The following is an 18036-nucleotide window of genomic DNA, read 5'->3' on the forward strand; positions in this document are numbered from 1 at the left end:
CTCACGGATCTCTCCGTGAGGTTTGTTTTACTCAGATGCTGAATGGCGTTTCGCAAGGACGTCAAGCACGTCGTCCAAAGGAAGCGACTGCTCACGCAGAAGAACGAGCAAATGATACAGCAAATCCGCCGCTTCCCATTTTAATTCTTCATGGTCGCGGTTTTTCGCGGCGATAATAACCTCTGCGGCTTCTTCGCCGACTTTTTTGAGGATTTTATCGACGCCTTCCCGAAACAGATACGTTGTGTAGGCTCCGTCAGGCATCTCCGCCTGCCGTTTGGCGATTACGCTTTCCAGTTCGTTTAAGATGCCGAAACGATCCTGCGCGTCCGCTTTTTCCGGAGAAAAGCAGCTGTAACTTCCCTTATGGCAGGCGGGTCCTGAGGGCTCCGCAAGCACGATGAGGGCATCTTGATCGCAGTCATAACGGATGGCTTTCACCTTTTGGGTATTCCCTGATGTCGCTCCTTTATGCCACAGCTCCCCGCGTGAACGGCTGTAAAACCAGGTTTCTTTCGTTTCTATCGTTTTTTCGTAGGATTCACGATTCATATAAGCCAGTGTCAGCACTTCTTTGCTTGCCGCATCCTGTACGATGGCGGGAATCAGTCCGGCCTCGTCAAACCGCAGTTCATCTGCCCGTTTCATCTCACATTCACCCCGTGTTTCTTCATATAATCTTTCACTTCTTTTATAGATGTCTCTTTGTAATGGAAAATGGAAGCTGCAAGCGCGGCGTCCGCTTCACCGATCGTGAAGGCTTCAAGCATATGGAGCGCGCTGCCGGCTCCCCCTGACGCAATGACGGGCACCGGGACGGCACGTGTGACAAGCTGTGTGAGCGTATGATTAAAGCCTGTTTTCTCACCGTCTGCGTCCATGCTTGTCAGCAGGATTTCACCCGCTCCCCGGCTGACGGCTTCTTTTGCCCAGGCCGTGACTTCCCACTCGGTTTTCTTTCTGCCGCCGTGTGTGTACACTTTATAGCAATCCGAATCTTCGTCATACTTTGCGTCAATCGCCGCGACGATGCATTGCGAGCCGAAAAAATCCGCTCCTTCCGTAATCAGCTCGGGGCGGAGGACGGCCGCTGTATTAACGGATACTTTATCAGCGCCGGCGCGAAGCATTCGTTTCATATCGCTTAATTGATTGATCCCGCCGCCGACCGTAAACGGAATCGCCAGTTTTGCCGCAACCTGTTCTACGACGTCTGTCATCGTCTTGCGGCCTTCGTGAGAGGCGGAAATGTCGAGAAAAACAAGTTCGTCAGCGCCCTCCCTGTCGTAAGCTTCGGCCAGCTCGACAGGATCGCCCGCATCTTTCAGCCCGAGAAATTGAATGCCTTTGACGACGCGTCCTTCTTTCACATCGAGACACGGAATGATTCGTTTCGTGATCATGCGTCCTTCACCCCGCTGAGCGCTTCAGCCAATGAAAATTGTTTTGTATACAGCGCTTTTCCGATAATCGCTCCCGATACGCCGGCGTCTTTGAAGCGGGCCAGTGCTTTGAGATCGGCGACTGAGCTGACTCCGCCTGAAGCGATGACGTTTTTTCCCGTTGCTTTTGCGAGCTGAACGGTGCTTTCGATGTTCGGTCCTGACAGCATGCCGTCAGTTGCAATATCCGTGAAAATGAAGGTTTCCGCTCCTTCGGCCGCCAATTCACGGCCCAGATCGGCCGCCCTTACCGAGGATGTTTCCAGCCAGCCTTCCGTGGAGACATATCCGTTCCTTGCATCAAGGCCGATCGCGATTTTGCCGCCGTATTGTTTCAGCATGCTCCTCACGAATGCCGGATCGGATACGGCCGAGCTGCCGAGAATGACACGATCAACACCTTGTGATAAATAACCGTACACATCCGCTTCAGAACGGATCCCGCCGCCGATCTCGACTTTGATATCAAGCTGCCGCGCAATGTCAAGAACATGCCTGTCGTTTACTTTCCTGCCTGCTTTCGCGCCGTCAAGATCCACGAGATGAATCCACTCGGCACCTTCTTGTGCAAATTGCGCCGCCATGTCTAAAGGAGAGTCACCGTATATCGTTTCCTTGCCGTAATCGCCTTGGATGAGGCGGACGCATTTGCCGTTTCTCATATCGATTGCCGGATATAATGTAAAAGCGTTCATTTCTTCACCTTCTGTTCCGCTGCCATTTTTGTAAATTGCGTTAAAATCGCCATTCCGGCCGTACCGCTTTTTTCCGGGTGAAACTGTGCACCGAAGACATTGCGTTTCCCGACGACCGCCGGAACACGAACGCCGTACTCAGCGCTTGCCAGAAGATCGCCGTCTTCCATCCCGTCTATATAATAGGAATGGACAAAGTAAACGAAGCCTTCTTCCGCTTCCGAAAGCAAAGGAGACGTTTGGTGAAACGTCAGCCGGTTCCAGCCCATATGCGGCACCTTCAGCTTGTTTCCTTCGGCATCTCTGTCTTTGAGTCTCACAGCTTTTCCGGCTAATAAACCAAGTCCTTTTGCAGAGCCGTTTTCGGTGCTTTCCTCGAAAATGAGCTGCATGCCGAGGCAGATGCCGAGGAGCAGCTTACCCTCGTCAACCATACGGTGTATGAATTGATCAAGCTTTGTGCTGCGTAAATTGTCCATGGCATCACTGAATGATCCGACACCGGGAAGAATAAAAGCATCCGCTTTTTCAAGCTCTTCCGGCCGGTCTGATACGACATACGGGACGCCGACGCGTTCCAGCGCCTTCGATACGCTGAATAAATTGCCCATGCCGTAATCAATTACACCGATCATTTACAGCATTCCTTTCGTAGACGGCACACCCTTGACGCGCGGATCAATGGATGACGCTTCATCAAGCGCTCTGCCAAGCGCCTTAAACACGGCTTCTATCATATGATGAGTATTCGTGCCGTAATGAACGATGACGTGCAGATTCATTCTCGCTTCCAGCGCCAGTTTCCATAGGAATTCATGTACCAGCTCGGTATCAAACGTTCCGACTTTCGCTTGCGGAAATGCAGCGCGCATCTCAAGGTGCGGCCGGTTGCTCAGGTCTACGGCGACTTGGGCGAGCGCTTCGTCCATCGGCACAAGCGCTGATCCGTACCGTTTGATCCCTTTTTTATCACCGAGCGCCTCCAAAAAAGCCTGCCCTAAACAGATGCCGATATCTTCAGTCGTATGGTGATCATCTATCTCCGTATCGCCTTTTGCGTCAACAGTTAAATTGAATTGCCCGTGCTTTGTGAACAAATCAAGCATATGAGTCATAAACGGCACATCCGTGCTGATGTCGGCTTTTCCTTCTCCGTCTATTTCGAAAGCCAGCTTAATATCCGTCTCATTTGTTGTTCTGGCGCGTTCCGCTTTTCTCATCGGTCATTCCTCCGTTTCTCGCTTCAATCGATCTTGCGTGCGCTTCAAGCCCTTCCAGTCTCGCGAAGGCGGAAATGCTGTCCGCGTGTGTTTCAAAAGCCTTCCGGCTGTATGAGATGATGCTCGATTTCTTTTGAAAATCTGTTACATTCAACGGGCTTGAAAACCGCGCCGTTCCGTTTGTCGGCAAAACGTGATTCGGTCCGGCAAAATAATCGCCGACCGGTTCAGCGCTGTATCGTCCTAAGAAAATCGCTCCCGCGTGTCGGATGCTTCCAAGCAAAGCCTCCGGCGAATGCGTCATGATTTCTAAATGCTCGGGCGCCAGCGCATTCACCGTGTCCACTGCATCTTCCATCGATTCCGCGATATAAATGCGGCCGTGATCCCTGATCGACGCTTCGGCGATTTCTTTACGCGGCAGCGTCTGAAGCTGTTTATCCACTTCATCGGCTACCGCTTCTGCAAGCTTCCGTGAGTCGGTGACAAGCACGCTTGAGCTGAGCGTATCGTGTTCGGCCTGTGAAAGCAGGTCAGCGGCGACTTCTTTGGGCACCGCCGTATCGTCTGCCAGAACCACGATTTCACTGGGCCCGGCAATCATGTCAATATCCACAACGCCGAAGACTTCGCGCTTTGCGAGCGCCACAAATATATTTCCGGGGCCCGTGATCTTATCAACAGGCTGTATCGTTTCAGTTCCGTAAGCGAGCGCGGCAATCGCCTGTGCGCCTCCCGCTTTGTAAATTTCCTTTATGCCGAGCTCAGACGCCGCGGCCAGAACGCCCGGTGAAAGGCGGCCGTCTTTTCCCGGAGGACTGACGAGAACGATCCGTTCCACTCCCGCAGCGAGAGCGGGGATGACATTCATTAAAACGGAAGACGGATAAGCGGCCGTCCCGCCCGGCACATATACGCCCGCGGAATCGAGCGCCGTTATTTTCTGCCCGAGCATCGTGCCGTCTTTGCGATGGTAAAACCAAGAGGATTGCAGCTGGCGTTCGTGATATTCTTTAATATTGGCAATCGCCTGTCTGATCACTTCCAGCAGCTGATCATCAAGCAGACGGTATGCCTCGGTGATTTCCTCTGCGCTCACGGCCATTTGGTTCAGGCTGATGCCGTCAAATGTTTTTGTATAGGCCAAAACGGCTTTGTCACCGTTTTGTCTGACGTCTTCAATAATCCCCCTGACGGTTTTCCGCTGCTCTTCGGTTCCGCTGTCGATGGAACGCTTCAGTGAGAACCGCTCGCTTCTATTTATTGCGGTTATTTTCATTTTGCCGTTTCTCCTTCCACAACCTTGGCCAGCCTGGCCGCCATTTCGTCGATTACATCATCCTTCATGCGGTAGCTGACCGGATTGACGATAAAACGCGATGTGATGTCACAAATATGTTCTGATTCAACGAGACCGTTTTCCTTTAATGTCCGCCCGGTTGATACGATATCTACGATTCTGTCAGCAAGCCCGATTAAAGGCGCCAATTCAATCGAACCGTTCAGCTTAATGATTTCCACCTGCTCGCCCTGCTCTCTGAAATAACTTGACGCAACATTCGGATATTTCGTCGCGATCCTCGGGGCGACTCCGTTCCAATCCGCTCCGGGAAGCCCCGCAACGGCGAGATGGCATTTGCTGATTTTCAGATCGAGCACCTCATACACGTCACGCTCTTCCTCAAGCATGACATCCTTTCCGGCAATACCGGCATCAGCGACGCCATGCTCGACATAAGTCGTCACATCCATCGGCTTTGCCAGAATAAAGCGGAGATTTTCTTCAGGAACGTCAATGATCAGCTTTCTCGATTCTTCAAACTCCTCGGGCAGCCTGTACCCGGCCTGCCGCAGCAACCCGGCCGCTTCTTCGAATATCCGTCCTTTTGGCATTGCCATTGTGAGTACCTTACCCATTCTGCTCTTCCTTTCTGGCACCGATAAAGTATGTGACGTTTGCGAATGATTTTGTCATATGATCGATATTTTCAATGCCCGCCAGATCCTGCAGGACGACTTTTCTGCCTCTCGCCCTTTCTTCCTCCGCGAATAAAATGGCCTGCGCCCGCTGCTCCTTGCTGAAAATCACGGCGTCCGCTTCACTAGTTTCTTCCTGGATGCCGAGCGCTTCAATCAGCCTGTCGATACGGAGCCCGAAACCCGTGGCGGGAGCGGGGCTGCCGAAATGGCCGAGTAGATTGTTATAGCGTCCGCCGCTTCCGATGACAAAACCGACATTGGCCGCATACACTTCGAATAAAATTCCCGTGTAATAACTCATATGGCTTACCATATTCAGATCAAGGCGAATATGCTCGGCACATCCGTAATCCTCAAGAATGTCCCACAGGTCTTCCAGCTCCTGAATCAAGCTTTGTCCGGAGATGCCGATGATCTCCTCCGCCTTGGCGCAGATCTCTTTCCCGCCTCGCAATTCCAGAAGTGCGAGCAGCCGGCTTTTGTCTATTGAAGAAAGCGGAAGCGATTTGACATGTTCCCTGTATCCCACGTAATTCTTTTCAAAGAGAAAGCGCCGCAGAACATCCGCCCGTTCGGCATTGCCCAAAACCTCGACAAACAGCTCATCTGCGAGTCCGGCATGGCCGATCGCGATTTTAAATTGGTGCAATCCCGCGTTTTTCAAAGCGCCGGCCGCCAGCGCAATCACCTCGGCGTCCGCGCTTGTTGATCCGTCGCCGATCAGCTCCGCGCCGACCTGTTCAAATTCGGCCGGGCGTCCGCCTTCCCGCTCCTGAGCGCGATAGACGCTTGCCGCGTACCCCGCTCTGAGCGGATGATTGTGTTTGTGCAGCTTAGACGCCGCCACCCTGGCAATCGGTCCGGTCATGTCAGGCCGAAGCACAAGCGTTTTTCCGTCCTGGTCGAGAAGCTTAAACAGCTGCTGTTCTTCAATGGCTGACTGGACGCCTACTGTTTCATAGAATTCAAGGGTCGGCGTCTCCATAAACTGATAACCCCATTTATCAATTAAATCCGTCAGTGTGGAACGGACTTTTTTCTTTGCTTCATATAAACCGGGCAGCGTATCTCTCATGCCATGCGGTTTCTCAAACATAAACATTTGCCTTTCACACCTCCGCTTTGTCTGAAGGAAAATTCCGAATCCTTTAGTTCGCTAATATGATAATATGTTAGCAGATAAAAGAATGAATTGCAACGCCCAATGTCCGCCTATTCTTTTCCATAAACATGGCTAAAGAATGAACAAACCTGTAAACATATCGGAACGATCGAATCATATTGAGCAGAAGTGCTATAATACATAGAATAGCTTCATCAGAACAAGGGAGAGTAATAATGAAGACGCTTGGAACATTATGTGTGCTGATTCTGACAGCCATCCTTGTCTATCTCGGGTATAACATCTATACAAACGATATTCATTTGAATTTTTTTAATCAGCAGTCCGACGAGCCTGATGAGAAAACACCGTTAAAAGGGAGCGCGTCACCGCTGAATGTCGTTCTGTACAGACAGATGGATTCTCCCAGACTGTACAATGGCTGTGAGGTGACAAGCCTTGCCATGATTTTGAATAATGCCGGATATCATGTGTCAAAAAATACATTGGCGGATAAGATCAATAAAGTTCCGCTCACTTACAGCAGCGGGCTGAAGGGAGATCCGAATGAAGGATTTGCCGGAGATATGGAAAACGGCCCGGGTTTAGGCGTTTATCATGAGCCGATTGATAAACTTGCCAAAGAATATGCGGGAAACAAAGTATACGACCTGACGGGAAAAGACATTTCTTCAGTGTACCGCCAGCTTGAAAAAGGGCGGCCGGTCTGGGTGATTACCACCACATCCTTTAAGCCGGTTGATAATATGCAGACTTGGAATACGCCGAACGGAAAAATCGACATTACGTTCAGCATGCATAGCGTAGCCGTTACCGGTTATGATCACGATTATGTATACGTTAATGATCCTTACGGCTATAAAAACAGAAAAACAGACCGATCTGACTTTGAAAAAGCCTGGAAGCAGATGGGCAGCCAGGCCATTGTGATCAAGTCATAAAAAAACCCCGCTGACGTTAATCAGCGGGGTTTTCCATTCGTTTTTTCATTTCTTCGTCCGTATAGATCACCTGCATCGGATTTCCTCCGACAAACGCCCCGGCCGGGACATCTTTGTGCACCAGCGTGCCGGCTGATACAACGGCTCCGCTCCCGATGGTGACGCCGGGCAGAATCGTTGTGTTTGCCCCGATCATCACCTCGTCACCGATTGTGACAAAACCGGTCCGGTACTCATGTATTAAATATTCATGAGCCAAAATCGTCGTATTGTAGCCGATGATACTGTTTTTTCCGACAGTGATTTTTTCGGGAAACATGATATCCGGCATCACCATCAGCGCGAATGACGTCTGTTTTCCGACATTCATTTTCAAAAAGGTTCGATACAGCCAGTTTTTCACGCTTAAAAACGGCGTATACCTTGCGATCTGAATGATGATGAAATTTTTCATCACCTTCAGGAAGGGAACCGTCTGATAAACATGCCACAATGAATTTTCACCTGAAACCGGATGGCGGTCTGTTTTTCTCATGGATTACTTCACTCCGGTGATGTGCAATAAATCACTCATTTTCTCGAGCATATAATCGGGTTCATAGGCGGAAAGCGTCTGTGCGCCTTTAATCGTCCACGCGACGCCGGCTGTTTTCGTGCCGGCGTTTTTGCCCGCCATGACATCGTGATAATTGTCACCGACCATTATGGCTTCCGACGGATCGCACCCAAGCCGGCCGAGCGCAAGCCGCACAGGCTCGGGGTCAGGCTTCGGATGCTTGACATCATCAAGCGTGACGACAGTATCGAAAAACGCCCCGATGCCTGTCAGCTTCAATCCCATATTGACTGTATCCCTCAGCTTCGTGGTGACAATACCCAGCTGATACCCCGCTTTTTTCAATTCATCAAGCGTTTCATAAACCGTTTCGTACTCCGTGACGAGCTCATCGTGCTTTTCATGGTTGAATGCTCTGTACATGCTGATCATCTCATCGCACTTTTCAGCATTAATGCCTGCAAACGTTTCATACAGAGGCGGGCCGATAAACGGAAGCACATCTTCCCTTTTGAACTGCCCCGGGCAATAATGATCAAGCGTATGAAGGTAAGAAGCGATAATCAGTTCATTCGTGTCAATCAGCGTGCCGTCGAGATCAAATAAAATGGCGGTTACACGTTTATCAGTCATCTTATGTCCTTTCCGATTTCAGACGTCAGTCCGTATCTGCATACCGCTTATCGGCATACCCCTTCATGCGTCTGAAAATCATTAAAATAATCGCAAGTACAATCAGCACAATGGAAATGACCTGCGCGATCCGAAGCTGGCTCGTAAGCATCAGGCTGTCCGTCCGCATTCCCTCAATAAAGTATCTGCCGATCGAATACCAGATCACATACGTCAAAAACAGATCGCCCCTGCGCAGGTTCACGCGGCGGAGCAGAAGCAGAATCACGACGCCCGCAAAACTCCACAGCGATTCATACAAAAACGTCGGGTGATAATATTGTCCGTCTATGTACATCTGATTAATGATGAAATCCGGAAGATGCAGACTTTCCAAAAATGACCGGCTGACCGCTTCACCGTGAGCCTCCTGGTTGATAAAGTTCCCCCAGCGCCCGATGGCCTGGCCAAGCAGAATACTCGGCGCGGCAATATCCGCCAGCTTCCAGAATGAGATGCCTCTTACTTTTGAAAAGACGATTCCCGTTGCGATCGCGCCGATTAATCCGCCGTGAATCGCAATGCCGCCTTTCCAAATTTTAATGATTTCCCCGGGGTGTTCCGAGTAATAGCTCCACTCGAAAAGCACATAATATGCCCTTGCGCAAATGATTGCGATCGGGATGGCGAAAAGAACAAGATCAATAAAAATGTCCTTTTTCAGCCCCCGCTTTTCACTCTCCCTCATGGCCATCCAAAGCCCTAATAACGCGCCCGCGCCGATAATGATTCCGTACCAGTGCACGGATAACGGCCCGAGCTGAAAGGCAATCGGATTGATTGGTGTTCCTGCTTCATTCATATCATTGCCAACTCCTATTCGTCTTGTTCGCCGTCCTCAATGACATCCGCCAGCTTATTCGTGAATTGCTCGGCAGCATTTAAGCCCATCCGCTTCAATCTGAAGTTCATCGCCGCAACTTCGATAATAACGGCGAGATTTCGCCCAGGGCGGACTGGAATGGTCAGTTTTGTAATTTCCGTATCAATGATTTTCATTTTTTCTTCTTCAAGTCCGAGACGGTCGTATTGCTTCCCTTGCTCCCAAAGCTCAAGGTCCATGACGATTGTAATTCTTTTATTGCTTCTGACGGCGCCCGCTCCGAACAGCGTCATGACATTTATAATGCCGAGACCCCTGATTTCAAGCAGATGCTCAATCAGATCAGGCGCATTCCCGACGAGCGTATCCTGATCCTCCTGCCGGATTTCGACGCAGTCATCCGCAACAAGACGATGGCCGCGTTTGACGAGCTCCAGCGCCGTTTCACTTTTACCGACGCCGCTTTTTCCCGTTATGAGCACGCCGACGCCGTATATATCCACAAGCACGCCGTGAATGGCGGTTGTCGGCGCGAGACGGCTCTCAAGAAAATTCGTCAGCCTGCTTGACAGCCTGGTTGTTTTCAGAGGGGATCTGAGCACAGGCACACCGTTTTGCTCGGAAGCTTCTACAAGCTCCGGCGGGATCGGCATATCTCTGGAAAGTATGATAGCCGGCGTCACATCGGTGCACAGCGATTTCATCCGCTGTTTCTTATCTTCCTCGGGAAGCTGATCGAAAAATGACAGCTCCGTTTTTCCTAAAAGCTGCACCCGTTCTCTCGGGTAATATGTAAAATAACCGGCGATTTCAATACCGGGCCGTGATAAATCACTCATCGTAATCGGGCGGTTAATCCCTTCTTCTCCGCTGATCAATTCTAAATGGAACTGCTCCATTACGTCTTTGGTCCGAACCTTTGCCAAGATATGTTCCTCCTGTTCTGGGATGTTCCGAGCTTTGAACAGTTATATTTTATCACTTTACCGTCTGAACCAAAACAGATTTATACAATTCCGGCATAACTGGTATAGATAACTAGTCTGAAAAGGAGTAAAATAAAACTAACAACTAACCAGAAAGGCGTGTTTTAAAGTGGCTGAAAGCTTGTTAATCAGCGGTGCGGACATCGTAACAGAAGAAGAAATCATCCGAAACGGATTTCTTGGTATAAAGAACGGCATCATTTCTTACGCGGGGAAAACAAGACCGCAAGAAACGTATGAGAAGGAATGGAAGGCGCCCGAGGGTTCATATGCGCTTCCCGGAATGATTGATATTCATATTCACGGCGGATACGGCGCGGATACGATGGATGCTGATGTTGCAGCTCTTGATACAATGTCCGCCCGGCTGCCCGAAGAAGGAACAACCTCTTTTCTAGCGACAACGATCACACAGCAGCACGAAAACATTGAAAAAGCGCTCGTCAACGCCAAAAAATGGACGTCTTCCTCACCGCAGGCCCAAAAAGGCGCTGAGTTGATCGGCATTCATTTAGAAGGACCGTTTGTCTCTCCGAAAAAGGCGGGAGCACAGCCGAAACAATGGATTACTCCTGCTGATGCCGGGCTCTTTCAGAAATGGGAGCGGCTCTCGGGAGGGCTGATCAAAATCGTGACGCTTGCGCCGGAAGAAGATTCTGATTTCAGCCTGATCCGTTATTTAAAAGACCAAAACATCATCCCGTCAATGGGACACACAGACGCGGGAGCCGAGCTTTTACAAAAAGCGGCGGATGCCGGGGCAGTGCATATGACGCACCTCTTCAACGCCATGAGCTCCTTTCATCACCGTGAGCCGGGGGGCATCGGTACGGCTCTCGCCTGCGGCCGTATCACGGCGGAGCTGATCACCGACGGCATTCATTCTCATCCTTTGGCCGTTAAGCTTGCCTATTTGGCGAAAGGAAGCCAAAACCTGATCATGATTACAGACTCCATGCGGGCAAAAGGGCTTAAGGACGGAGAATACGAATTCGGCGGACAAAAAGTCACCGTTCGCGGGGACACGGCGCTTCTCTCTGACGGGACGCTGGCCGGTTCCATTTTAAAAATGAATGAAGGCGCGGCGCTCATGCGCAGGTTTACAAACTGCTCATGGCTGGATATAGCAAATATGACATCGGCAAATGCGGCCCGCCGCCTCGGCATATTCGACCGTAAAGGAAGCATCGCGGAAGGAAAAGACGCCGACGTTGTTCTGACGGACGGACAGTGCGGCGTGCTGGCAACGATTTGCCGCGGAAACACCGCATATATCTCAAGGGAGGCTGATTGGACATGAACGTTATCACATGCAGACATTATGAAGAATTAAGTGAAAAAGCCGCAGCGATTATTGCTGAAACAGTGAAACAAAAGCCGGATGCCGTTCTCGGCCTTGCGACGGGGGGCACCCCTGAAGGCGTATACAAAGAACTTGTGCGGATGCACCGCTCAGAAGGCTTGTCATTCCGGAATGTCACGACGATCAACCTTGATGAATACGCCGGGCTTTCTCCCGAGGACAAAAACAGCTATCATTATTATATGAATACACATTTTTTTGCACATATCGACAGCCGAAAGGACCGCCACTTTCTCCCTGACGGACGGGCAGACGATCTTGATGCCGAATGCGGACGCTATGACCGATTGATTCAAACACTCGGCGGAGCGGATATACAGCTTTTAGGCATCGGACACAACGGCCATATCGGCTTTAATGAACCCGGGACGCTATTTGAATCCCGAACCCATGTCGTTGAGCTGAATGAAGAGACAAGACAGGCGAATGCGCGGTACTTTCCGTCAATTGATCAGGTCCCTGTAAAAGCCCTGACAATGGGGATCGGGACGATTTTGTCCGGCAAACGGATTTTGATCATGGCATCCGGAAAAAGCAAGGCCCAAGCGGTGAAGCAGCTTCTGGACGGGTGCGTCAGCGAAGCATTCCCCGCCTCCGCCCTGCACGCGCATCCGGATGTGACGGTCTTGATTGATGAAAAGGCTGCGGGCGGCGATTGAAAGGATTTGACCTATGCAGATTGATAAACAATCTCCGATTCCGATTTACTTTCAGATTATGGAACAATTAAAAACACAAATCAAAAACGGCGAGCTGAAAGCGGATGCGCTGCTTCCGTCGGAGCGGGAATACGCCGAACAATTCGGCATCAGCCGAATGACGGTGCGCCAGGCGCTTTCCAATCTGGTGAATGAAGGATTTTTATACAGGCAGAAAGGCCGGGGAACGTTCGTCAGCAAACTGAAGATGGAACAGCCGCTTCAAGGGCTGACAAGCTTTACGGAAGATATGAGAAGCCGGGGCATGAAGCCGGGGAGCAGACTTGCCGAATACCAGCTGATTCAGGCGACGGAAGAATTATCTTCTATCCTGGGATGCGGCTATCCGGCAACGCTTCATAAAATCATCCGCGTCCGGCTGGCAAATGATATCCCGATGGCGATTGAAGCCTCGTACATTCCGTTTGACAAAGCGGGAAAACTGGACGCCTCTCATTTTCAATCATCCATGTATGAGCATATTGAAGCGTACAATCAGATGCCGATCTCACGGGCAAAACAAGAGCTTGAACCGGGAGCCGCTTCCGAGGAAGAAGCTGAGCTGCTCGGTATCCAGCCCGGCGCCCCCGTCCTCTATATCAAGCGGACCACTTATCTGCAGGACGGCACTGCCTTTGAGCACGTCAGATCCGCCTACAGAGGCGACCGCTACACATTCGTGCATTATATGGACAGGGTGAAATGAAACATCTCCAACCGTTACGGGTTGGAGATGTTTTTTTGATCTGCCATTTTCAAATCAAGCCGGTGAATGTTCTCTATGACTCTGGCAAAACGAAGAGGCTGTGGTTCTGGCATCTATTTTTATAAAGAAAAGAGTAATAAAATGCTACCCTCTGTTTTGGACAATATACGGAACCTGCTTTGAAACCAGTAGCAGCGGTTCTTTGTTTTTATGAGCCAGCGAAAACATGATTGCGCCTTCAATCATCGAGTTGATTGTCACCCCGAGCTTCTCCGCTTCCTCTTGTTCAAACCCATGCTCAAGAAATTTTGCCGCAAACACATCCGTCCACTTTTTGAACACCTCAACACATGTGCATCTTAACGTTTCATTGATCAGAGCGGTCTCACCCGCCAGCAATCCAACCGGCACGCCCTCAATATTCTGCGGATCATTAAACTGTTCAGCCGTTACATGAATAAAGTGCTGAATCGCTTCTATAGGGTCCGCGAATTGAGACATACTATTCTGTATTTGCTTTTCAACGCATCTTCCCGTATATTTGATCGCCGCAATGGCGAGTTCTGCTTTTCCGTTTGGAAAGTGATGATACACAGACCCTCTGGGTGCTCCGCTCTCTTTTATAATTTGATTCAAACCAGTCGCATGATATCCCTGAATCTGAAAAAGATATGCAGAGGTTTGAATAATTCTTTCTTTTGTCCCGGTTTTACTGTTCATTATGTTTCCTCCTGCATATTACGAAAACCAATCGATTTTAGTATAGAAAAGGGACATAAAAAAGTCAAAAGCACTTATCACAGCAGGGCGCCGCCATTTACGCACAGAAAAAATCCTGCTGACCGTCAGATTTTCTTCTGAGCGATCAGCAGGCTGTATTTTTTTCGTTATGGGTTTGAGGCATGCCTGAAATCAAACTGATCCGGAGCCGGGCGATACGGCGTATTTCCCGTTTTGAACATCCACAGCGGTGATATTGTTTTGCCGTTGTACGGGTCCTTAACGACGGTGTACCAGTAATAAACGGAATCAGGCTGCAGGCCGTCCCAGACCCAATTTGCGGTTTTTCCGCTTTTTACGTGTTTTTTATGACCGAGCAGTTCGTTCGTATAGACGTTGCATTCAAAATAATCGGTCGCCACCCTTTTCCTCTTCGGCTGTAAATCCATTTCTGCTGAGAATTCGTCTTTATCAGCGAACAGATCGGTGTCATAGTAATTGATGTCATCCGTGTACGGCGAGTAGGAGAACATGTGAACCTGATTGGCGGCCTGATCGAATTGCATCATGCGCATAAAGCCCTGCCCCCCTTCCGGACCGTCCTGGTAGTCGGTCAGAATTTGGTGAACGAGGCGGTCCGGTTTTCCGTCCCCGTCATCGTCAAGCGCATCGGTTTTTTTCATGGCGTTATGGTAATGGCCGCTTAATACCATCGCCACATTGCGATTCGGCTTGACGACTTTTCGATAGATCGTTTCCCCGATCGGGCTTCGATTTCCGCTGACAAGCAAGTACTCATGAAAGCATAAGATGGCGGTTCGGTCCGGATACCTCTTCAGCACTTGATTGATCCAGTCAATCTCTTGTTCCGCAATGCCCCAGCCCATATAAATCATAATAAAATCGTTCCCGCTTGCCGACAGCAGGTCATAATGCCCGCGGTTATTTTTATATGATCCGCCGTAATGCATGTTCTGTTCAAACCGGCGGCTCCCGAAGAAATCCCCGAAGGTTCGATATGTGCCGTCTTTATGGCCGACGTCGTGATTGCCGGCAAGCACTCCGTACGGAATCCCCGCCTTGTCAAGTGTCCGCATGGAGTGATCGGCGTTTTTCCACTGTTTCATCACCATTGAATCATCGACGATATCACCGGTATGAAAGACATATTTAATATTGTGCTTTTCCTTATTTTCTTTGATCCACTCCGTCATTTTGTCAAAAATGTGCGGGTGTCCTTGTGCGTAATATTGTGTATCCGACATCCAGACAAACGTGTAATTGCCTTTCGCCGGTATTTGATCCTGCACGATGACATTCATTTTTGAGTTCTTCACCGCATCCGCTGCGGAAACGGCGGCTTTTAATGTAAACGGCTTTTTATCTTTGGCAAGAACGCTGTCCGCCTCCTGCCAGCGGCTTGTCCGGTAATTCCAAATATACATGGTTACCTTTCGGCCGGGCAGAGAGCTTCCTTTCCAGACCGCCTCGGCCAGATCCGTTTCGTCGATAGACGGGTCAACGGAGACTTCGAATCGGTGATAAGGAAAACGCTCCACACTTTCCGTCGATACGGTTTTTCCGTCATTTGCCGAGATGCGGTTCATTTCCGGCAGGGTAAACGGCATTTCATTTTCTTTTATGCCCCTCGGCGGTTCCGTTAATGAGGCGTGTTTATACACTTTCACGCTGCCCGGATTCCGCGCGGTATAACGGAAGCCGCGATAAAATGATACATTCATGTCATCCTTCGTCGGGTCTTTTACCCGGACGGACAGCTTTGCTTTGTGGGCGCCGATTTTTTGATCCGCAAGCTCCGGCTGGTTCGGCTCCTCCCGTTTGATATGGAAGGTGCGGACGGACGTTGTTTCATTTCCGGCAAGGTCTGCCGCAATGATGGTAAGGGTATGTTTTCCGGGCTTGAGATCGGCTGATGACGTGTGATGCGGGAGCGTAATGCTTTCTCCGTCCAAAAACGCTTTGACCTCTTCCACTTTGCTCCATTTATCACGGATGTCCGCATTCAGCTCAACATTACCTTTCAGCGCCGCGCCTTCTTTGATACCCGGGACAATCTTCGGCCCCGTATTGTCCACCCGCACAGATTGGCTCAGCTGCTCCTCACCGTCGCTAACAAAAATATGGTGATAGCCTTCAGAAAGCTTCGCCGTGTTCCACGGCAGCAGCCGTGACGTAAACAAATGATCCGGCAGGCTGAATGAGAAGGTCTTCTGCTGATTCGCCCGCCTGCCGTCACCGATAAACAGCTGCTCAGCCGGATCCGTCTTCCCGTCTTTGATCACCGTTCCATCCGAAAGCACCAGACGGGCATGTTTCACCACAAAATCATCCCGATTCTCTCCCGTGTCATACGGAGAAACCTTTGAGCCCGAACGGATGGATACTTTCTGTGTTTTGCCCCCTTTTTGTAGCAGACGTTCCGGAAGGAGAACCGAGTGCGTTCTGTAACGGTGAGACGGATCGTCAAAAATGTGCAGCACCTCATTTTCCATTATGACGGTGTTTTGAAAATAAAGATTCGTTTTCCGGGCATCGAAGGCGAAATAGACCTCTTTTTCCAGCGCCGGCCGGGTCTCCTGCCGTTTGCCGTCAATCCACAGCTTGATCTTATCGGGGCTGACGTCGGAAGTCGCTTTGAGCAGATAGGTGCCGGATATCGTATCTTCGGGTTCAACATTCATTCTGAGTCCGTGTGATTTGCTCGTCTGTTCAATGTCAATCATCTTGACGGGCGTTTTTGCTTCATTTTCTCCATCACTGGCTGCGATATAATACTCAAGCTGATCCTGACCGAGCAGTTCCGGGGAATAAAGAATATGATGGTATAAGCTGTCGTTGCGGTCTTTTTCGGCCAGAATTCGTTTGAATGGTTTTTTCTCATTGGTCCGGTAATAAAACGCGGCTGTTTTGACAAGGTTTTTGTCTTTTATGTCAGCCTTTAATTCAATGCTTTCAGCGGGCCGGACGGGCTTTCTGTCTGTAAGGTCTTCGATGACCGGTTTTTTCTTGTCGGGTTTTATCACCCTTTTCTGCTGCGGGATCTGCGCCTGAAAAACAGAGCCCGGTGACGGCTTATGCTCGCTCGTGGAGATCCTCAGCAATTCTCCCGTTCCGTTCAGCGGATATTTGTACAGCAAAGAAGTCAGCCGGCGGAAAGCGTGTTTCCGGTAATGCGCTGAGGCGATACCCTTTCCGGTATTTGCCGACAGCACCACCGTACGCGGGCGGCCGTTGGACATTCCGTCCGTCCCTTCGATGACGGCGAGATGTTCTCCCTCCTTCAGGCGTGTCCCGTAATAGCGATTGAAATCATCTATCGTCAGTTCTGATGCGGCGCGTCTCAGCCAAAACACGTAAGTCCCGCCTGACGGAATGACGGTATCTTCTTTCGGTCTCCATATCATATCTGATTCCGGCCCTTCCTTCGGATAGCGGTAGCGGATGTGATAGTCTTTAAAATGAATGGGTCTGTCCGTCGTGTTATACACCTCGATAAATTCATAGGCATCAGCGCCGTCTTCATTTTTCGTATCAACCGCAAGCTCCGTAATCATCAGCTCGGGAATATGATTCAAATCGGCTTGATAGCCGTCCAGCTTCAGCCGCTTTTTCTCCGATTCCGCCCGCTGTCTGCCGTTGGTGAAAACGAGGTAATATTCCAATTCTCCATTCCAGATATCCCGCTTTGAAACCTGGGCCGTAAACAGCCGGATTGCGCCTGGCGCGGGCTCCATCGGCACCATTTTAAATCCCAGCTCATTGCTTTGTTTATAAAAAAGAAACGCCGAAAACGCTTGATAGTCAGCATTCCGTACATGAGCCTGTATGAACAGGTTTCTTTTCATTTCCGCCTTTACTTCGATTTGGGGAGGATTCTCCAGAAGCGGTATGTAATGAGGCGGCTGTCCGAATTCCTGCTGATTCACGGGGATTGCCGATTCTTTGCGCGCCGCATCCGCAGAAGGACTCACACAAAGCAAACCAATCAGAAAAAAGAGCGTCATCACAAGTTTCATCTCATTACCTCCCTATGCATTATGTTGCGTCAGGAGGCTGCCGCTTATGTAAATCACACATAAAAAAGCTGCCC

The 18036-nt window shown here is 50.1% G+C and carries 18 protein-coding genes; 4 read left to right on the forward strand and 14 right to left on the reverse strand.

Features of this window, described 5'->3' with window-relative positions; all coding sequences use genetic code 11:
- Nucleotides 1-27: 27 nt before the first annotated feature.
- Genes hisIE through G4O42_RS16835 form a run of 8 tightly spaced genes read right to left on the reverse strand, consistent with a single transcriptional unit; the run spans nt 28 to nt 6439 of the window.
- On the reverse strand, nt 28-648 hold the full coding sequence (gene hisIE, locus G4O42_RS16800) for a bifunctional phosphoribosyl-AMP cyclohydrolase/phosphoribosyl-ATP diphosphatase HisIE (protein ID WP_032876234.1): 621 nt from the start codon (nt 646-648) through the stop codon (nt 28-30).
- Entirely contained in the window at nt 645-1403 is a 759-nt protein-coding gene (gene hisF, locus G4O42_RS16805) for an imidazole glycerol phosphate synthase subunit HisF (protein ID WP_032876230.1), read from the reverse strand. Before hisF ends, hisIE begins: the two co-directional genes overlap by 4 nt.
- Nucleotides 1400-2137 carry a 1-(5-phosphoribosyl)-5-[(5-phosphoribosylamino)methylideneamino]imidazole-4-carboxamide isomerase gene (hisA, locus tag G4O42_RS16810; protein WP_032876227.1) on the reverse strand — a complete coding sequence of 246 codons (738 nt, stop codon included), beginning with the start codon at nt 2135-2137 and terminating at the stop codon, nt 1400-1402. Before hisA ends, hisF begins: the two co-directional genes overlap by 4 nt.
- Complete coding sequence (gene hisH, locus G4O42_RS16815; protein ID WP_029973526.1) at nt 2134-2772, reverse strand: imidazole glycerol phosphate synthase subunit HisH; 639 nt, start codon at nt 2770-2772, stop codon at nt 2134-2136. The genes hisA and hisH overlap by 4 nt, the downstream gene beginning before the upstream one ends.
- Nucleotides 2773-3357, reverse strand: a complete 585-nt coding sequence (gene hisB, locus G4O42_RS16820; protein ID WP_007614023.1) for an imidazoleglycerol-phosphate dehydratase HisB — start codon at nt 3355-3357, stop codon at nt 2773-2775.
- A complete protein-coding gene (hisD, locus tag G4O42_RS16825) occupies nt 3323-4636 on the reverse strand; it encodes a histidinol dehydrogenase (RefSeq protein WP_032876224.1) in 1314 nt (437 codons plus the stop codon). Before hisD ends, hisB begins: the two co-directional genes overlap by 35 nt.
- Nucleotides 4633-5274, reverse strand: a complete 642-nt coding sequence (hisG, locus tag G4O42_RS16830; RefSeq protein ID WP_032876221.1) for an ATP phosphoribosyltransferase — start codon at nt 5272-5274, stop codon at nt 4633-4635. The genes hisD and hisG overlap by 4 nt, the downstream gene beginning before the upstream one ends.
- Nucleotides 5267-6439, reverse strand: coding sequence for an ATP phosphoribosyltransferase regulatory subunit (locus G4O42_RS16835; RefSeq protein WP_032876219.1), 1173 nt, complete (start codon nt 6437-6439; stop codon nt 5267-5269). The genes hisG and G4O42_RS16835 overlap by 8 nt, the downstream gene beginning before the upstream one ends.
- Nucleotides 6440-6675: 236 nt before the next feature.
- Between G4O42_RS16835 and G4O42_RS16840 the strand changes: the two genes are divergently transcribed.
- Nucleotides 6676-7401, forward strand: a complete 726-nt coding sequence (locus G4O42_RS16840; RefSeq protein WP_007614029.1) for a C39 family peptidase — start codon at nt 6676-6678, stop codon at nt 7399-7401.
- Nucleotides 7402-7417: 16 nt separating this feature from the next.
- Here G4O42_RS16840 and G4O42_RS16845 read toward each other — a convergent pair whose 3' ends face one another.
- The 4 genes from G4O42_RS16845 to hprK are packed head-to-tail and all read right to left on the reverse strand — an operon-like array spanning nt 7418 to nt 10378.
- Nucleotides 7418-7936, reverse strand: coding sequence for an acyltransferase (locus tag G4O42_RS16845; RefSeq protein ID WP_032876217.1), 519 nt, complete (start codon nt 7934-7936; stop codon nt 7418-7420).
- Nucleotides 7937-7939: 3 nt separating this feature from the next.
- Nucleotides 7940-8590, reverse strand: a complete 651-nt coding sequence (gene ppaX, locus G4O42_RS16850) for a pyrophosphatase PpaX (protein WP_032876215.1) — start codon at nt 8588-8590, stop codon at nt 7940-7942.
- Nucleotides 8591-8615: 25 nt separating this feature from the next.
- A complete protein-coding gene (gene lgt / locus G4O42_RS16855; protein WP_032876213.1) occupies nt 8616-9431 on the reverse strand; it encodes a prolipoprotein diacylglyceryl transferase in 816 nt (271 codons plus the stop codon).
- Between the two features lie 14 nt (nt 9432-9445).
- Nucleotides 9446-10378 (reverse strand): HPr(Ser) kinase/phosphatase, encoded by a 933-nt coding sequence (hprK, locus tag G4O42_RS16860; RefSeq protein ID WP_003151456.1) that lies wholly within the window; start codon nt 10376-10378, stop codon nt 9446-9448.
- Between the two features lie 169 nt (nt 10379-10547).
- Here hprK and nagA point away from each other — a divergent pair, with 169 nt between their 5' ends.
- The 3 genes from nagA to G4O42_RS16875 are packed head-to-tail and all read left to right on the forward strand — an operon-like array spanning nt 10548 to nt 13205.
- Nucleotides 10548-11738 carry an N-acetylglucosamine-6-phosphate deacetylase gene (gene nagA, locus G4O42_RS16865; RefSeq protein ID WP_032876210.1) on the forward strand — a complete coding sequence of 397 codons (1191 nt, stop codon included), beginning with the start codon at nt 10548-10550 and terminating at the stop codon, nt 11736-11738.
- Complete coding sequence (gene nagB, locus G4O42_RS16870; RefSeq protein ID WP_032876207.1) at nt 11735-12460, forward strand: glucosamine-6-phosphate deaminase; 726 nt, start codon at nt 11735-11737, stop codon at nt 12458-12460. The genes nagA and nagB overlap by 4 nt, the downstream gene beginning before the upstream one ends.
- 13 nt (nt 12461-12473) lie before the next feature.
- Nucleotides 12474-13205 (forward strand): GntR family transcriptional regulator, encoded by a 732-nt coding sequence (locus G4O42_RS16875; protein WP_032876204.1) that lies wholly within the window; start codon nt 12474-12476, stop codon nt 13203-13205.
- A gap of 144 nt (nt 13206-13349) precedes the next feature.
- On the opposite strand, the gene G4O42_RS16880 is transcribed toward G4O42_RS16875, so the two are convergent.
- Both G4O42_RS16880 and G4O42_RS16885 read right to left on the reverse strand, forming a co-directional pair.
- On the reverse strand, nt 13350-13925 hold the full coding sequence (locus G4O42_RS16880) for a TetR/AcrR family transcriptional regulator (RefSeq protein ID WP_015418312.1): 576 nt from the start codon (nt 13923-13925) through the stop codon (nt 13350-13352).
- Between the two features lie 167 nt (nt 13926-14092).
- Nucleotides 14093-17962, reverse strand: a complete 3870-nt coding sequence (locus tag G4O42_RS16885; RefSeq protein WP_032876201.1) for a metallophosphoesterase — start codon at nt 17960-17962, stop codon at nt 14093-14095.
- Nucleotides 17963-18036: the final 74 nt, after the last annotated feature.

Origin of the sequence: Bacillus sp. LUNF1 (assembly GCF_011008975.1) — a bacterium.
Taxonomy (GTDB): domain Bacteria; phylum Bacillota; class Bacilli; order Bacillales; family Bacillaceae; genus Bacillus; species Bacillus velezensis.

What these genes read in the sequence shown, in the direction of transcription:
- G4O42_RS16880 (WP_015418312.1), bottom strand. Translation starts at nt 13,925, where the DNA reads ATGAACAGTAAAACCGGGACAAAAGAAAGAATTATTCAAACCTCTGCA.
- hisF (WP_032876230.1), bottom strand. Translation starts at nt 1,403, where the DNA reads ATGATCACGAAACGAATCATTCCGTGTCTCGATGTGAAAGAAGGACGC.
- G4O42_RS16845 (WP_032876217.1), bottom strand. Translation starts at nt 7,936, where the DNA reads ATGAGAAAAACAGACCGCCATCCGGTTTCAGGTGAAAATTCATTGTGG.
- G4O42_RS16840 (WP_007614029.1), top strand. Translation starts at nt 6,676, where the DNA reads ATGAAGACGCTTGGAACATTATGTGTGCTGATTCTGACAGCCATCCTT.
- hisG (WP_032876221.1), bottom strand. Translation starts at nt 5,274, where the DNA reads ATGGGTAAGGTACTCACAATGGCAATGCCAAAAGGACGGATATTCGAA.
- G4O42_RS16835 (WP_032876219.1), bottom strand. Translation starts at nt 6,439, where the DNA reads ATGTTTATGTTTGAGAAACCGCATGGCATGAGAGATACGCTGCCCGGT.
- G4O42_RS16885 (WP_032876201.1), bottom strand. Translation starts at nt 17,962, where the DNA reads ATGAAACTTGTGATGACGCTCTTTTTTCTGATTGGTTTGCTTTGTGTG.
- ppaX (WP_032876215.1), bottom strand. Translation starts at nt 8,590, where the DNA reads ATGACTGATAAACGTGTAACCGCCATTTTATTTGATCTCGACGGCACG.
- hisIE (WP_032876234.1), bottom strand. Translation starts at nt 648, where the DNA reads ATGAAACGGGCAGATGAACTGCGGTTTGACGAGGCCGGACTGATTCCC.
- hisD (WP_032876224.1), bottom strand. Translation starts at nt 4,636, where the DNA reads ATGAAAATAACCGCAATAAATAGAAGCGAGCGGTTCTCACTGAAGCGT.
- nagB (WP_032876207.1), top strand. Translation starts at nt 11,735, where the DNA reads ATGAACGTTATCACATGCAGACATTATGAAGAATTAAGTGAAAAAGCC.
- hisA (WP_032876227.1), bottom strand. Translation starts at nt 2,137, where the DNA reads ATGAACGCTTTTACATTATATCCGGCAATCGATATGAGAAACGGCAAA.
- lgt (WP_032876213.1), bottom strand. Translation starts at nt 9,431, where the DNA reads ATGAATGAAGCAGGAACACCAATCAATCCGATTGCCTTTCAGCTCGGG.
- hisH (WP_029973526.1), bottom strand. Translation starts at nt 2,772, where the DNA reads ATGATCGGTGTAATTGATTACGGCATGGGCAATTTATTCAGCGTATCG.
- hisB (WP_007614023.1), bottom strand. Translation starts at nt 3,357, where the DNA reads ATGAGAAAAGCGGAACGCGCCAGAACAACAAATGAGACGGATATTAAG.
- G4O42_RS16875 (WP_032876204.1), top strand. Translation starts at nt 12,474, where the DNA reads ATGCAGATTGATAAACAATCTCCGATTCCGATTTACTTTCAGATTATG.